The 16,344-nt window shown below is 48.7% G+C and carries 12 protein-coding genes; 5 read left to right on the top strand and 7 right to left on the bottom strand.

Translation table 11 applies throughout. From position 1 onward, the window contains the following. Nucleotides 1-50: 50 nt before the first annotated feature. Nucleotides 51-767 (bottom strand): hypothetical protein, encoded by a 717-nt coding sequence (locus ACNRUY_RS10290; protein WP_488111541.1) that lies wholly within the window; start codon nt 765-767, stop codon nt 51-53. 361 nt (nt 768-1,128) lie between these two features. Here ACNRUY_RS10290 and ACNRUY_RS10295 point away from each other — a divergent pair, with 361 nt between their 5' ends. Both ACNRUY_RS10295 and ACNRUY_RS10300 read left to right on the top strand, forming a co-directional pair. After that, nucleotides 1,129-2,109, top strand: coding sequence for a hypothetical protein (locus ACNRUY_RS10295; RefSeq protein WP_488111542.1), 981 nt, complete (start codon nt 1,129-1,131; stop codon nt 2,107-2,109). A gap of 131 nt (nt 2,110-2,240) precedes the next feature. Further along, the gene (locus tag ACNRUY_RS10300; RefSeq protein ID WP_488111543.1) at nt 2,241-3,089 is read left to right on the top strand and encodes a hypothetical protein; all 849 of its coding nucleotides are present in this window, start codon (nt 2,241-2,243) and stop codon (nt 3,087-3,089) included. A 1-nt stretch (nt 3,090) separates the two neighbouring features. Here the strand turns inward: ACNRUY_RS10300 and ACNRUY_RS10305 are convergent, their stop codons facing one another. The 4 genes from ACNRUY_RS10305 to ACNRUY_RS10320 all read right to left on the bottom strand — a co-directional run bounded on the left by ACNRUY_RS10305 (nt 3,091) and on the right by ACNRUY_RS10320 (nt 8,326). Beyond that, nucleotides 3,091-3,816 (bottom strand): class I SAM-dependent DNA methyltransferase, encoded by a 726-nt coding sequence (locus ACNRUY_RS10305; protein ID WP_488111544.1) that lies wholly within the window; start codon nt 3,814-3,816, stop codon nt 3,091-3,093. A 4-nt stretch (nt 3,817-3,820) separates the two neighbouring features. Next, complete coding sequence (locus ACNRUY_RS10310; RefSeq protein ID WP_488111545.1) at nt 3,821-5,209, bottom strand: aminopeptidase; 1,389 nt, start codon at nt 5,207-5,209, stop codon at nt 3,821-3,823. Nucleotides 5,210-5,273: 64 nt separating this feature from the next. Further along, nucleotides 5,274-6,797, bottom strand: coding sequence for a peptide MFS transporter (locus ACNRUY_RS10315; RefSeq protein ID WP_488111546.1), 1,524 nt, complete (start codon nt 6,795-6,797; stop codon nt 5,274-5,276). Between the two features lie 29 nt (nt 6,798-6,826). Beyond that, nucleotides 6,827-8,326 (bottom strand): oligopeptide:H+ symporter, encoded by a 1,500-nt coding sequence (locus ACNRUY_RS10320; RefSeq protein WP_488111547.1) that lies wholly within the window; start codon nt 8,324-8,326, stop codon nt 6,827-6,829. 792 nt (nt 8,327-9,118) lie between these two features. Here ACNRUY_RS10320 and ACNRUY_RS10325 point away from each other — a divergent pair. Then, the gene (locus ACNRUY_RS10325) at nt 9,119-10,435 is read left to right on the top strand and encodes an OprD family outer membrane porin (protein WP_488111548.1); all 1,317 of its coding nucleotides are present in this window, start codon (nt 9,119-9,121) and stop codon (nt 10,433-10,435) included. 959 nt (nt 10,436-11,394) lie between these two features. Then, nucleotides 11,395-12,636: an OprD family outer membrane porin gene (locus ACNRUY_RS10330; protein ID WP_488111549.1), complete on the top strand. Its 1,242-nt coding sequence runs from the start codon at nt 11,395-11,397 to the stop codon at nt 12,634-12,636. A 51-nt stretch (nt 12,637-12,687) separates the two neighbouring features. Here the strand turns inward: ACNRUY_RS10330 and ACNRUY_RS10335 are convergent, their stop codons facing one another. Both ACNRUY_RS10335 and rep read right to left on the bottom strand, forming a co-directional pair. After that, the gene (locus ACNRUY_RS10335; protein ID WP_488111550.1) at nt 12,688-13,161 is read right to left on the bottom strand and encodes a GNAT family N-acetyltransferase; all 474 of its coding nucleotides are present in this window, start codon (nt 13,159-13,161) and stop codon (nt 12,688-12,690) included. A gap of 159 nt (nt 13,162-13,320) precedes the next feature. Next, entirely contained in the window at nt 13,321-15,333 is a 2,013-nt protein-coding gene (rep, locus tag ACNRUY_RS10340; RefSeq protein WP_488111551.1) for a DNA helicase Rep, read from the bottom strand. A gap of 255 nt (nt 15,334-15,588) precedes the next feature. Here rep and ACNRUY_RS10345 point away from each other — a divergent pair, with 255 nt between their 5' ends. Further along, on the top strand, nt 15,589-16,308 hold the full coding sequence (locus ACNRUY_RS10345; RefSeq protein WP_488111552.1) for an AbgT family transporter: 720 nt from the start codon (nt 15,589-15,591) through the stop codon (nt 16,306-16,308). Nucleotides 16,309-16,344 lie beyond the last annotated feature (36 nt).

Raw genomic sequence — 16,344 nt, forward strand, 5'->3', positions numbered from 1 at the left:
GTGTTAGTGTACAGGGCAAAAGCCACTGAGGCAGTGGCTTTGATGGGAGATTACTTCAGGAAATGAGCCTGCTCCGCTTCGATGATGGATTCTGGGTGTGGCAGCATGAGGTGAGCCGGTGTATAAAAAGCCGAATTGACACCGTGAACAAGCCACATCTGATCATCCAGTTCTGGTCTTTGATACTGGTATGGAAGTGGGTTTCCTTCCTTGACGCTGACTTTAACCTCGCCAACTTTAATGGCATTGCAGGTGCCTTTCTGAATTGAGAAGGTTGTCATATTCTCCCCTCCAGGCTGGGATATTGTCAGTTCAATATCAATAGGGTAATTGGCAGGGTATAGCCTGGCTCCATCAGTAAATCCAGTTAACTGTTTTATTTGCAGCAATCGTGTGTTTTCGTATCTGGGAGTGTAAGCCGTTTCTTCAGTGAGCTTATATTCTACCTGATTCTGGATAGTACCCTTATTTACAAGTACTGAGTGTATTTTCCAGTCGCCAGATGTCTGAATGTTGAGAGAGCCGCAAAGATAATCATTGGCCTTGGCTATATCAATACCGGCCTGAAGCATGTCGCCCAGGGAAAAATCAGGGTTGGATTTTGGGGGCTGATCATTTGCAGTGGCCTCGTCATAGGAGGGGGGAGGATCCGGGTAGACAGCCGTTGCTTCATCATAAGTGGGAGGAGCCACAGGCTCATGTGAATACCCTGAAGACAGGTAAGCCAGAAGGATTGCAGTCATGAGTAGCTTGATTTTTAACATCATTTTAAAGTTCCTCTAGTGCCGTGTGTATGCTTCCCAGCACCGGCGAAAGTGAGTGAAAATACGAACAAAACATACGTTTGAATTATTCGAGTGTTTAAATTAGCCGTTTGTTCAATTTTTTCTTGAGTTTTTTAATTTTATTTTTCATAAAAATTTGTTTTTTGATTTCTTTTGTTTAATTCTGAGAGGTGAATGTTGTACAGCCTGGAGCAGGTAATTGCCCGGTAGAAAAGCACTGGTTTAATGGTATCGAATTGATTTAAAGGTTTTTTTGGGGGCGGAATGCTTATTTGAGTTGTGGATTTAAAGAACAAAGGGCATCAGCAGTCTGAAGGACATTCGAATAACACAGGACGTGATTGTGAAAAAAGAAGCATTGGCTATTTGGGGTTGTCTGGTTTTTTCAGAGGCTGCCTTCTCCGAAGGCCCGGTTGAGGCGGAAGAGGAGCAGAGGCGTCCTTTAGCGGTTCAAGCTGCTCACGACTGGCTGGAAAGCTGCCCCAGAGAGGGCTGCGGAGCAGGCACTCCGGTCATGGTCGACCCCAGGGGCTGGTGGTTTTCCGGGATTATTTCGGGGCGGATGGCTGCCCTTGGCTGGAAAGAGGGGTTTATCTGGGAATCAGGAGAGCTTGAAATCCATTCCGGAGACCAGAGCCGTGACGGGAAGTACCCGTTCAAAACCTATGCCCTTTCTGTGGAGGGAGATAATGTTCAGTTATGGGAACGGGTTTACGGTCTGGAGCTGGGACAGTGGGGCGTTTTTGCTTACAGAAGCAAGGCTTTCTGGAGTAACCCTTTCAGCACCGAAAGCGACCTTATATTGGAGGAAGTTCCCGGGAACACTCAGGAAGGGGATACTGGAAATGCCAAGTCCAGGCTGACCTTCAACAACACCGCCTCCTATGCTGCTTTCCCAAAAGGAGTTGAGGTTTCATGGAATTATCGGGGCGCCTGGACTTTTCGGGAAAAAAAAGTCAAAGGGTTGGTCATCCGGGTCCAGCGAATGAGTCGGGGGTTTTTGGCCAACCTGTGTGTAATGAAAATCCACCTTGGGGGTACCCGGTTGGTGGCCCGCTTGAGGGATGACCTTGAACATCGTCGAAAGTATAACTGGGAAACAGGAGAAGAAGAAACGGAGTACAGGAAAGTAACAAGAACGGAGTATGTGCCCAAACCCAATGTGGGCCACTTCTACACCTATGAGGAAGACCTGTGTCGCTATGGGGAGGATGCGGCCAGAACAGGAAGTGAGGTCAATGTTGTCTATTCGGACTTTTGGGACTCCAGGCACCAGCAGGTAGAGGCAGAGCTATTCAAGATCGGGGTGAGCAGCCAGGAATAAAAGCGTTTTTACCGCTCTCAGGGTAACGCCTTTCAGGTAAATAGGGGGCTGGGCTTGAGAATCGAACTGGTTATTCAGGGAAATTCCTCTAAAGTTCAGGTGCTCTGGTTGGCTGGCAGTAAGGTGAGTCAGTGAAAAAGGTATATCGGGTTCTCTTGATTTGTGTTTTTGGTATCCCCGGGTGGGCTGATACTCATAAATACAAAGTGAGTCGTGAAGAGAAGGTAATGCCTTTTTATGTAGAAGCGGATTTGTCATGCAGTTTTAATCTTCCAGATTTCATCCGTTATTCCCTGATTCCCCTGACTGAGCAAGATCCATCTGAGGGTATTACCGTTCACCTTTCTGCTGAACAAATTAATGAAGATACGCTTGAGGCGCTTGAGCAGGAAAACCTGGGGAGCATCAACAATAACCCATCATTTTTCGGACCTCCGGAAGGAAGGCTAATTAATGGCTTCAGAAATTGCCCGGATTGCAGTTGTTGCTGCTTTCTGGCCCTTACTGCTGACTGGACATTGATGGGAGGCTTTCAGGAATCACGCTGGCAAGTAGTGATTGATTTAACAGCGACCAATCAAAGTGAAAGGAGAGGCGCTGCAATAAATGTGGAACAATATTTAACTGTCTTTCGACAGTTTGTTGAGGAGGGGCTAAGGATGAGGCTTCAAGATACCCGGTTTCAATTGATCCAACTGGATTTAGCAAGAGGGAGGGCTCGTATCCAGTTTGGTTGCTTCAGCCTTATGTTGCCTTGCATAGAGCGTTACTATCTGAGGTCGAGGCGGGGTAACTTCCGTATTCTGGAAATCACCCCCTCCCCCAGGCAGAGTGCACTTCAGCCTCCTGAAGCTCAGGTTATTGATCGGGGTATTACAGAGGGTGGTGGCTCTCTGGAGCAGGAAGCCAGGCAGATTGAAGAGGGAGGTCCAGGCTTTCAGACAATCAGAGCTCCCTGTGCCACGCTTGATGATATGTAGTTCAACACTGCCTTCTCAGGCACAGCACACCGGCGCAGGAGGATATCTGGGTGTATGTATGGTGGATGCCGACTCTGTCCAGCTTGTCTGAAAGGACATCGTAAGTGAAATAATGTTCGTCATCATCCCAGTGAGTGGATGTATTCCGAACAGTCTCTCTGTCCTTTACCGACTGGAAAGCAACATCCCCGATGAATATTTCACCCTCCTGACAATGGTTTTCCAGAAGCTGGTTTATAAGACGTACATTTTGTTCATCGGTAAAATGATGCAGGGCATAGGTGGAGATGATGGCGTCATAAGTTCTTTCTTTAATGACGGAGGGGAGGCCCTGAGCAAGATCATAACGGTGGAGTTCGGCCAGTGGCATTTTAGCCAGTGCCTTGTCCAGCATCTGTTCCGAGAGGTCTATGCCGGTGATTCCAATGCCTTTGTGGTACAACACTTCTGATAAGGCACCGGTCCCTATGCCCAGATCCAGGACATTCAGGGTTCTGGCTTCCTGCTCGGCCTTGTCGGTAATCCGTTTCTGGATAAAACCAAGCACCGCGTAATAACCATCAAAAGGGTAGCCCTGATCCTGCATTCTGAGAATATCCTGGTCGTACTGCCCAGACCACTGATTAAACCCTTCTCTGTCCCGCATAATGACCTTCTCAATGGGGTGATCGGTGTATCCTGCCACTCTGTGGCTGAAACTGGCAGGGGCAGGATACAGGCCGGTCATTCACTTAGCCATAAAATACTTTATAGGCCCGGTAGATTTCATGGATGTCAAACTTTGAGGCGACCTCCAGGGGAGAGTGCATGGACAGCAATGCCGCCCCCGCATCAATGGTTCGAATCCCGTAGTGAGCCAGGAACATGGCAACAGTGCCGCCACCTCCCTCGTCTACTTTGCCCAGCATACCGGTCTGCCATTTGATATCGGCGCTGTCAAAGAGTTTTCTCAGCTCAGCAACATACTCTGCGTCGGCGTCGTTGGTCATGGCTTTACCCCGGGAGCCGGTGTATTTTGTCAGCACCAGGCCGTGCCCGAGCATGGAGGCATTCTGCTCATCGTGGACGGATTTGAACAGGGGGTTGATACCGGCATTGACATCAGAAGACAGTGCTCGTGAATTCCACAGGCACTGCCTGAGAACTCTGGCGCTGTAATCGCCATGGCGGATCCGGGTGATCAGTTCATCCATGAAGTACTCCAGGTACCGTGACTGAAGGCCAGTGCTTCCCGCGGAACCGGTTTCTTCCTTATCGACCAGGAAGCAGATAGCGGTTGTCTCCGGAGTATGATCGATATCCAGAATGGCCTTCAGGGAGGTGTAAGCGCAGATCCGGTCGTCATGGCCATAAGCGCCCACCATGCTGCGATCAATGCCGACATCCCTTGCCTTGCCAGCCGGTACCAGTTGCAGTTCAGCAGAGATAAAGTCTTCTTCGATGATGCCGTAGGCTTCATTGAGTTTTTGCAGAATGTTGTATTTAACCCGGTCCTTAATCTCTTTGTCTTCTATGGCGGCAGGCTCGGAACCCACCAGAATGTGCATTTCCTCACCCTTCAGGACTTCCGGCGCCTTTCTATCCCTTTGCACTTTATGGTCCAGATGAGGAAGCAGGTCAGGAATGGTAAACACCGGATCACTGTCCTGCTCTCCAATGGTGATCTCCACCTTGCGGCCATCCTTCAATATCACCAGACCATGGAGTGCCAGGGGGCGGGAAGCCCACTGGTATTTCTTGATGCCACCGTAATAGTGGGTCTTCATCATCGCCAGTTCTGTGTCTTCATACAGGGGCTGCTGCTTGATATCCAGTCGAGGGGAATCAATATGAGAAACCACAAAATTGGCACCCTTGATGATGTCCTGCTGACCCACCACAGCCAGTACCAGGTTTTTTCCCCGGTTGTTGAACCAGACTTTATCACCGGGGTTCAGTAATTCTTTATTATCGGCACTGACGAAACCCTGTTCCTCAGCCATACGGATGGCTTCAGTGACGCACTTTCTTTCCGTTTTGCCCTCATCCAGATAATGCTTATAGCCTTCGCAGAACGTTGTAATGGCTTCCTTCTGTTCCGGGGCAAGGGCTTTCCAGCCACTTTCACGTTTGTACAGCATGCAGTGATTTTCCTGTTTTCTTGAGCGATTAACGGCTCGGTTTTCAATGGTAGGGGGCAGCCTGTCAGGCCACCCGGATGTTTCTGGTTTCCATATATCGTTTTATCCCGGTAGCGACAAAAAACATCACCACCCCTGTGGTCAGCGCGGAGCCCCCCAGCTTGGCAAAATAACCTGTATAAAGGTGCAACCCATCCATGGCTGAAACCTTTCCGGAAGGAAGGGCAACCAACTGGGCCAGTCGACTGGAAATAACATTGGATAAGGCCATGGCCAGATACCAGGCGCCCATGGCGAAAGCGATCATATTCATATCACAATACAGCCCGATCATACTCAGGCCAATGGCGCTGACCAGAAGCTCTGCAACCGTAATAATAAAATAAGTGAGAACCAGATAGTTCCCATTGATGATGCCGGCCTCGGAGTGCGTGCAGGCGAACCACATCACCAGAAGCGCTATTCCGGATATCACCAGGCCCGTGGCAAACTGGTAGGGTACGGTAAACCGGGGAAACCGTTCATAGAATTTACTGAGCACAAACCCCATCAGGAGAATCACCAGAGGGTTGATCATCTGGTAATGAGCCGCGGAGACGGTAAGGCCCAGCATATTGAAGTCTGAGTTGTGGGTGGCAAAAATAATGAGTGTGGTGTTCATCTGGTTGTAGATTACAAAAAAGACAATCGCTTCCAGAATCAGACAGATGGCAACCAGTTGTTTGGTGCGGGCGGCTCCTTTCAGACGCAGCGTTGCAGTGGCAAACCAGGCAATACTCACCGTGCAGCCAATACCGATAATATAACTGGAGATACCGGGGTTGTTGTAGGCAATGAGGGTGACTGTATAAATACCGAGCAGATAGCCAACCAGTTTTACGGTTTTTTTCAACTGCATCCTGGACTCATCCAGTTTGCTTTTGACGTCATTGTAGATACGGTAGCGCCAGGCAAAGTTCAGTGCAGCCAGGGATTTACCCACAAATACCACCGCAAAAATATTGAGCGGCCCGTATTTGCTGTCGATCAGCTGGGGGGCAATGATCGTGGCCAGCAGGGCGCCCACATTAATGGACATGTAATACAGCGTCATGCCACTTTTTGCCCGGGCCTCATCGTCACTGTAGATGCGGGATATCATGGCGGTCGCCGTTCCCATTAACAGGGAGTTCATGGCGGGCAGCAAGGCATAGGCGGCAATAAATAACTTGGGTCCATAACGGTGAATGCCAAAACCACTGAGCATCACCAGCCCATAGGCGATGGCCAGCATCGAGCTGCCAAGCAGTATTGAACGACGAACGCCTACAATGTTATCGGCCATGAAGCCACCCATAAGTGGCATCAGGTAGCCCATGGCACCACCGACACCCATGAAGGCGTAGGCTTCTGCTTCAGTGAACCCAAGGCCATGGCTTAATATGGGACGGGTCAGGAAAAGGATCAGAATAGTGCCCAGGGTATAACTGGCAAACTGGCTCCAGAAAGTGATCAGGGCAATGGTATTGACCTGTTTTTGTTTCAGGTCCCGCGGTTTTAACAACCGCCCCCAGGGGGCGGTTGCGGCATGATGGCTGCCATTTGACATGGAATAATAACCTCTGGCTTGCGACTGGCTCAGGCGGGAACGGGTTCGCCTTCGGTTTCTTCTTTATCCAAGGGCTGCTCTGACATATAGGCATTCAGCCTGGGCACCATCATTGCGATGACAATACCCACCACCGCCGTCACGATGGCCAGCACGATAAAGTAGTCACCGTAAACCTGGAGGCTCTCCATGGGGGTAACATCACTGCCTTCTGAGGAAGAGAAACCGGCAACCCAGGCACCGATAATGGAGGCCAGGGCCAGGGTCATGTTCCAGGCGCCAAAACAGAAGGCGCGGATGCGCTCCGGGAACAGTTTGGCAACCACAGACATGCCCAGTGCACTGATCAACAGCTCGCCAATGGCGAAGAAGAAGTTGGGGGTGATGATCCAGAAGGAGGACACCATCCCATCGACATTGGCAAAGTATTTGGAAATACCTGCGGAGCCAAAAGCGATGGCACAGATAATCATTCCCAGTGCATATTTGCCTGGCATGGACAGGTCTTTATTGCGGGCTCCCAGGTAACTGTATGCTTTTGCCAGCAGGGGGCTGATCAGGATGATCCAGAGGGGGTTGAGTGCCTGATACTGTACCGGGTCAACCGGGACTCCGAACACAGAGGGCTCAACATTGTTGATGGCAAAAAAGTTCAGGGAAGTGGGCATCTGGTTATAGAGCACAAAGAAAATAAGAGCCTGAAGGAAGAGCGCCATACCCACCATCATCCGCTTCCGGTCTGATGGAGATTCTTCTTTCATGTTTTTGACAATCAGGGCACAGATAACAACGGCGCCCACTCCCATCAATACTCTTGCCAGGGTCAGGTTGGTCAGCAGATAGGCTGAAATGCCCACTGCGACCAGTGCACCCACTGTAAATGTGGTGAGCTTGCGGGCTCCTGCGATCACTTTATCCGGTGCGGAGCCTGCCTCACGCATGGGTTTGCGCATCATAATCAGGCCGATAACGTTAATGGCCATGCCGATGCCACAGAAAGCAAAAGCGGCTGTCATGGATACCATGCTGGCAATGGGGGGGATAATCATCATGGTCAGGAAAGAGCCGACGTTATTGACCATATAGAGGTAGGTGAAGGCACCATCCAGGCGGGGGTCGTCGCTGCCATTGTAGGCACTGGCCAGCACGGTGGGAGGACAGGTGCTGGCGGTTGCCCGGCCAATGACCACAAAGCCGAGACCAATAAACAGCGGTGTGGTGGTTTTATTGACGGCGGATACGGCAATCAGAAAATAGCCAATGCTCTGGAATGCGGTGCCAATTAACAGGTTGCGTTTGGCTCCCAGATAGTTGTCGGCGATCCAGCCCCCGATAAAGAGCAAGCCGGCACCTAATGCGGTGTAGCCACCAAAAATGGCAAAGGAAGCAGACTCGCTCAATTGCAGGTGTTTATTCAGGTAAACCGGCAATAATGACCAGAGACCATAGAAGGAAAAGGCCCACCAGAATTGCCAGAATAGCAATATGTAAAAAGTGACGGGGTGTTTCTTTTGGTTGTTGCCGGACATCTGTGACTCCCTACAATAAATCCAAAGCGAAGTACCTGGAAAGAACACAGCTGGCCAAGATGAAAGGGACACTCGGTAAAATCTGGTCAGGATATGTTCATTCTGGTGAATTCAATTTTTAAGCAAATGGAAAAACAGGACTGTCGTTGATCGTGCTATAGAGAGGCTGATTTTGCGTGTGAAGGGACGATTCAGTATTGACTTAAGGCAATGGTTGTTTTTTTTGTGGTTTTAACGTTCATGTAAATGATGGACTTTGCCTTGTTTTTCTGTGTAACGATTGGATGGTGGTTATTTTCTTCATAATTCTGTTTTATTTTGGCGGGTTGTGTTGATATTTTGCGAACTACAGTTGTTTATGATTTCGATGAGGAGATTGGTGATTTCGATAAGGGATGCTATTTGATTATCTAATGGGAGTGATTGGTGGAGTTTATGAGTAAGCAGTATTCAGGTCTGCAGATGTTTTATTTAATTTTATTCCTGTTTTTTTAAGAGGTTGATTTTTTATATTTATTACAGATCGTCCCATTTTCTTGTCTCAGGGCAAATAAAATGATTTGTTTTTTCGTTAGCTTGTTATTATTAGCTCAAATATATTGATGATTGATCAGGTTATTTATGCGCATGATGAATATGCTTATTGAATGATTCAATAATAAAGTTTCTGTAGTTTTAGATAGGGTTATTACCCTGGCTGTTTATCATCGGCTGAAAAAATATTGTGTTGAAACTTGGCGCTGAATTCAGCGTTGCGTTTTATGGGGAAGTAGTACCAGGAGTAAAACCACTATGACGTTTAAAAAAATGACGTTCAAAAAAACAACACTTGCACTTTCTGTTATCTGGGCCGCCAGTGTTGCCGGGGGGGCGCAGGCTGCCAGCTCATTCAGTGAAGAGGCCAGCTCCTTTCTGGATGATTCAACCATGACTATTGGTTTGAGAACTCACTATTACGAAGCCCGGGAGGATTATAAAAACCCAGCGGATAAAAATGAGATGAGCGATGCCCTGGTTCAGGGGGTTCGACTGAATTATAAATCCGGATACTTATACGATCTGTTTGCCATTGATATGAATGTGTATTCAGCTATTGATCTGATTACTCATGATGATAAAGGCACCTGGTGGGCGCTGGATGATAGTTTACCAAGAGATCAACGGGGTAATTTCACTAAGGCCAGTGCAGTGGCAAAGTTGAATTTACTGGGTTATGGGGAATTGAGGTACGGTAACCAGTTTATTGAAACGCCCCTGTACGGTAATTCTGACTCAAGGCTGACCCCCGAAGAGGCCCAGGCTGCTACCTATTGGGGCTCGTTTGGCAACCTTGATCTATATGGTTTGCACTTGATGCGGGAATACCCCAGGCACAACGCCAACCTCAATCATTTCCAGAATCGAAAAGGGGAAGACAACACTGTTGACATTGTCGGGGGCAGCTACCGGTTCGATAACAGCCTTAAAATTCAGGCGGCTTATGGTCAGCAGGATGATGTCAGCAAGCAGTACTTTATCAGTGGTGAGTACAGCTTTGACCTGGGTGACGTTTCAACAACCCTCTCCGGCAACTACCAGAATATTTCCGCTGATGGTTATGATAAAGAAGCTGCCAACCAGAATGGTACCCAGGACAGTATCGATGTCTTCAGTGGCCGGATGGACATCGGTTATGGCCCGGCGACCCTGTCTCTGGCTTATGGTAAAACCGGAAAATACGACGACAGTGATGTGGTTTTGAACTGGCGGGGCGGCATAGAGAATGGCGGTACCAACCTGCTGACGGATGAGGATTACTATATTGTTCTTGACCGGTCTGACATGCAGTCTTACCTGGCGGGCCTGAGTTATGATTTCTCAAGTTTTATGCCGGGCTTGACGGTGCGGACAGTGTATCAGCACGGCAAAAACGATTATCAGAGCAACTTCGAGGCGTTTGTCCGGTTCGAATATGCAGTGCCCAGCGTGAAAAACCTCTGGCTCAGCGCTGCCTATGTATGGGGGGAGAATACCGATTCAAGGCAGTGGACTGGCAGCGAAGTTGATGGCAATAACGTCGACTGGCACCATACCCGTCTGCAGCTGCACTACCAGTTTGATGCTCTCTAAGCAGAAGCTCTTTACTTCAACCTGTTCCCTCCTTCTTGAAGGAGGGGGCGTCTGGAGATAAAGGTATCGGTGTACGCTGTTCTTTTCTGGTACTGGATAGTTGTTTTTGTTCTGTTTAATAGGTAAGCCTTGCTTACGGTTTTGTATCCAACAGGGTGTGGCTTCGTAACGGGTTAGGGTTGATTTTAATCAATATGTGATGTCATTCTCAAATGCAGTGGGATGATAAGTACTCGATTTTTAAATATAAGATCAAAAAGTAATCCTTTTTTCATCAGATTTTAGTTTTTATCCTTTTTTTGCCTTTCTTTTGTCGTTTTTTTTGCTCTGGAGCAAATAAATAGCCTCTTCTGTTTGTTAGTTTACCGTCAATGCTTGGTAAGGATAAGATTACCCTGGTAAATAATACCTGGGGATAGATAGGTATATAAGTTTAAAAATGAATTGATTGCCATGTTTTTTGTTATCTGGTGTGGCTCGTTGTGATGATGGGGTTAGGTGCTCGCTGCCATATGAAATAAATAACTCACTCAATGAAAAGCACATAAAAAGATCAATGAAATGGAGTTGCCGCTTTAACGATGTGTGGTGTGTGGGGCTGTAGCAGAAATTTCGATTTCTGTTACAGTTTCCGCAATTTTGAGAAATAAAATTGATAATCTTACTGCTTCAGGTTCATCTTTTCCTGGTGGGCGAGTCGTTCCTGAGAAGGTGGATTAAAGTATTCATTTTTCATGTTTTTCAAAGATCAAGAGTTTGCCGTTATAAACCCGTTATTTTAAATTGGGTGCTTTGTTGTTCTTTGAAAAAAGTCTTTGTACAGTTTTTAGCATGGGGGGATTTTCTACATAATTCGTTTTTCATAGGTTTTCTTTATATGTCAAAAAGAACTTTTTTTAATCAAGTTTGATGCTTGATGGCTTCTCTCGTCATGGAAAATAATATCAGGAGTAATGACCATGATTTTCAAAAACACATCACTTGCTTTGTCTGTTTTATCCGCAATCGGTTTGGCCGGGGGAGCAAGCGCGGATAGCTCATTTCTGGATGACTCAACCCTGACCATCGGGTTGAGAACCCATTACTACGAGGGTAAGTTCGATTACCAGTTCAAAGATGACGATGTTCATGATGCCCTGGTTCAGGGGGTCAGGCTCAACTACAAGTCAGGCTATTTGAATGAACTGTTTGCCATTGATATGAATGTGTATTCAGCCATTGATCTGATTACCGATGATGATAAAGGCACCTGGGGTGCTCTGGGGGCGGATAACGACAGCTTTAACAAGGCCAGTGCTGTGGCCAAGCTGAATCTGATGGGCTTTGGTGAGTTAAGGTACGGTAACCAGTTTATCAGCACTCCGCTTTATGGGGATTCTGACGCAAGGTTAACACCGGAGGAAACCCAGTCTCTAACTTATTGGGGACAATTTGGCGGCCTTGATCTTTATGCGCTGCACATGATGCGGGGTTACTTCCGTAACAGTGCCGACCTGTTGCAATACAGGAACCAGAAAGGTGAGGCCAAAGCGATTGACATGGTTGGGGGCAGTTACCAGTTTGATAACAGCCTGAAGTTTGATGCGGCTTACGGTCAGCAAAGCGATGTCAGCAAGCAGTACTTCTTGAATGGGGAATACACATTTAACCTGGGTGATGTTGTCACTAAAGTATCAGGTAACTATCACAATGTTGCCGCCACTGGATACGATAAGGACCAGGTTGTTCTAAATGGACAGGAAGAGAGCGTCAAACTATACAGTGGCCGCCTTGACCTGGGCTTCGGTCCTGCTACGGTGTCTCTGGCTTACGGTAAAACCGGGAAATACGACGGCAGTAATCTTATTCTGACCTGGCGGGAAGGTTCGAAAAACGGTGGCTCTAATCTGTTAACAGATGAGAGCTATGGTTTGACCCTGGATGGTTCCGAGATGCAATCCTACATGGCTGGCCTGCGTTACGATTTAGCCGCCTTTGTGCCCGGATTACAGCTTGTCACCGTTTACCAGAAAGGGAAAAACGACAACTGGAGCAATGATGAGGCCTACTTCCGGTTCGAATATTCGGTACCCAGTGTGAAAAATCTCTGGTTCAGTGCGGCTTATGTCTGGGGTGATAGCAGTGATACCCAGAACCAGGACAATAACTTTGACTGGCACCACTCCCGCCTGCAGATGCACTATCAGTTTGATGCCCTGTAATACAGGCTTGAGCTTCTGCTTGAGTGGATGACAAGGACTTACTGCTTCCCTTCAGGGGGGAGCAGTATGTCGGAGATACATGTCGATATGGGGGATGCCATCCTCCTTATACATACCCCCTTCTGCCTGAAAGCCAAACCCTTCATAAAATGCTTGAAGGTGGTGTTGGGCGCTCATATACACGTCTTTTTCCGGAAACAGTTGCCTGCATTGTGTCAATGCTTCCTGAATCATGTCTTTGCCCAAGCCTTGGCCCCGGAATGCGGCCGTTGTTAATATTCGCCCAATGGCGGCTTCCTTTCGTTCAGAGTCCGGTGGCAGGATTCTCAAATAGGCAGCCAGTACCGGAGACGGTTGTTTATGGCTGCTCCAGACCAGAAGGTGATGGGCACAGTGGTCACCGTTATCGGCGTCCAGGTAAGGACAGTTTTGTTCAACCACAAAGACAGACTGCCGGGCAGAGAGCAGAGTGTAGAGCTCTTCCAGGGTAAGTTCGTCAAACGTTTTCCAGGCCCACTGAATCAATATCATTTCCTCTAATCTAGGCTGGCTTTCTCTAGGGGTAAAAGTCAGCGACAGGCAATCAAAGCGGATTGACACATCCTCTCATTTTGTTGAATGTATCAATGAATGCATACCCGCTATATTGCTTTTCCACGGAGTCATGGCTTGAATAAATAGTGCTCAGGCCCCGATGGACTTATACAGGGCATCCAGCCCCATTTTACCGGCCATCTTTTTGGTTTCACGGGTTGAGGACTCATCGAAGCCGCTGTAGACAAGGTCTTCCTGGGGCAGTTCATCCAGAAAACGGCTGGGGAGGGTATCAATCACTTCCCCAAACTGTTTGCGTTGTCCGGCCAGGGTCATGGTCAGGGATTTTCTGGCGCGGGTAATGCCTACATACGTCAACCGTCTTTCTTCTTCGATATTGTCTTCTTCTATGCTGGTACGGTGGGGTAAGAGCTCTTCTTCCATCCCCATCATAAATACATGGGGATACTCCAGTCCTTTTGAGGCGTGCAGGGTCAGTAGCTGAACCCGATCGGCATCCTCTTCTTCTTCATTACGTTCCAGCATATCCCTGAGAATCAGACGGGCAATGGCTTCCTCCACCGTACTGTCTTCATCCCCCCGCTCCAGGGTCTGCTGAAGGGCGTCCACCAGAAACCAGACGTTGGCCATGCGCTTCTCAGCCTGGGCTGGCGTAGAGGAGTGCTGCATCAGCCAGTTTTCGTAATCGGTGTCCTCAATCATTTCCCGGACCACTTGCATGGGGTCTTCACTGGTTTGCAGGCGGCGGGACACATCATTCATCCATGAGGTAAACCGGCGCAGCCTTTCTACATATTGCGGAGCCAGGTCCTCTTCCAGGGCCGCCTCTTCACAGGCACTGTACATACTGATGTGGTGTTTGTTGGCGTAGTTGCCCAGTTTTTCCAGGGTAGAAGGGCCAATTTCCCGCTTTGGGGTATTCACCACCCTCAGAAAGGCGTTGTCATCATCCTGGTTAATCAACAGTCGCAGATAGGCCATGATGTCCTTGACTTCTGCCCGGGCAAAAAACGAGGTGCCACCATTGATGTGATAGGGAATGCCATGGTGCTGTAGCTTCAGTTCCAGAAGCCGGGACTGGAAGTTGCCCCGGTAAAGGACCGCATAGTCCTTATAACTGTTTTCATGCCTCAGTTTGTGAGCCATGATCTCCGTGGCGATGCGCTCGCACTCCATTTCATCATTGCGACACTTGATCACCCGGATCTCATCCCCCATCCCCAGTTCGCTCCACAGGGTTTTGTCAAACACGTGGGGGTTGTTGGCGATCAGAGTGTTGGCTGCTTTCAGAATCCGGCTGGTGGAGCGGTAATTCTGCTCCAGCTTGATGACTTTGAGGCTGGGGAAATCTTCCTTCAGCAGAGCCAGGTTCTCGGGTTTGGCTCCACGCCAGGCATAGATGGACTGGTCGTCGTCTCCCACCACCGTCAACTTGCGACGGTCGCCCACCAGTCGTTTCACCAGTTCGTACTGGGCACCGTTGGTGTCCTGGTACTCATCCACCAACAGGTAGTGAACTTTTTCCTGCCAGCGCCGCAAGGCTTCCGGATCATTGCGAAACAACTCCACCGGTTTCATGATCAGGTCATCAAAATCCACAGAGTTATAGGCTTTGAGCATCCGGTTGTAGTGTTCATAAACGATGGCTGCCGTTTGCTCCCAAGGCTGTCTTGCTATCTGCAATGCCTGGGCCGGGGAGATCAGATCATTTTTCCAGTTGGAGATGGCGTGCTGGATCTGGTCAACACCGCTGTCATCAGCAGACATATCCCGCTGCATCAGGTCAGTGATCAGGGAGGTGGCATCCTGCTGGTCAAAGATGGAGAAGCCAGGTTTATACCCCAGGGCTTTGTATTCCCGCCGGATGATGTTCAGGCCCAGGTTATGAAAGGTGGACACTGTCAGGCCGCTGGAAGCACGTCCTTTCACCAGTTTGCCGACTCGCGCTTTCATTTCCCGTGAGGCTTTATTGGTAAAGGTAACGGCAAAGATATTCCGGGCGCTGATGCCGCATTCCTGAATCAGGTAGGCAATCTTGGTAGTAATAACACTGGTCTTGCCGCTGCCGGCACCGGCCAGCACCAGCAGGGGGGTGTCAATGTATTTTACGGCCTGGGCCTGTCGGTCATTGAGTCTTTGCACGTTGGCCTGTCTACGCTCAGGAGCGTTTTGAAAGTTTTGAAAACTGCGGTTCAGGGAGAGCGCTCATTATATCAGGGTTCCACCTCAGGATAACCAGCCGCTGGTTCGCCTCCAATGGCTCTGTGTAAAAACTCTGTAAATCGGAAGCCGGAATGACACAGGTCATACAGTGATCAGTCAAGGGGTGGTTAAAGTTTCTTACATAATATTTATAACAGCCATCATTTCTATTTATATTGATTGATTAGGCACTTAATGACTACTGAAACACTAAAAATGCCGGAGCAGCGATCCGGTTTTATTGGATTGATTGAGCGGGTTGGGCATCGAATTCCGGACCCGATTGTTATTTTCATGTCGCTGTTCGCTATCACCTCAGTGGTGTCCGCCCTGATGGGAGGATTCACCTTTGAGAGTGTAGGCGCTGACGGTAGCCCTATTGAATACAGTATTCAAAACATGATGTCCTCGGAAAATGTCCGCTGGATTTTCGATAATGCGATTTTGAGAAACTGGCTCGCCTTTGGTAACGGTGTTCTGGGGGTTATTCTTCTGGCGGTACTGGGGGTGGGTATTGCCGAGCAGTCTGGCCTGCTGGATACCTTGATCAAGAAAGCGGGCACCAAAATCAGTGAACGCTGGTTGCCTTTGCTGCTGGTTTTCCTGGGGATTATGAGCAGTATTGCCAGTGATGCCGGTTATCTGATTCTGGTGCCTCTGGCGGGAATGCTCTATGCCGGTATTGGCAAGAATCCCTTGATTGGTATGGCCGCCGCCTTTGCCGGAGTGTCCGCCGGATTCAGTGCCAACCTGATTCCTGCGACACCTAACGACATTATCGTCGGGGTCAATGCCCAGATTTTTGCCGAGGCCCAGGGCGTACCCCAGGGCAAAAACATGATCAAGAATCAATCAGCCCAAGCACTTTCATCATATAGTCTTCATCCCAGCCACAGGTTTTACGTTTGTTCTTGATACCAGCCTTCACTGAAGTATCAAGCTTGAGAAGGT

Source organism: Endozoicomonas sp. Z74 (assembly GCF_057680865.1).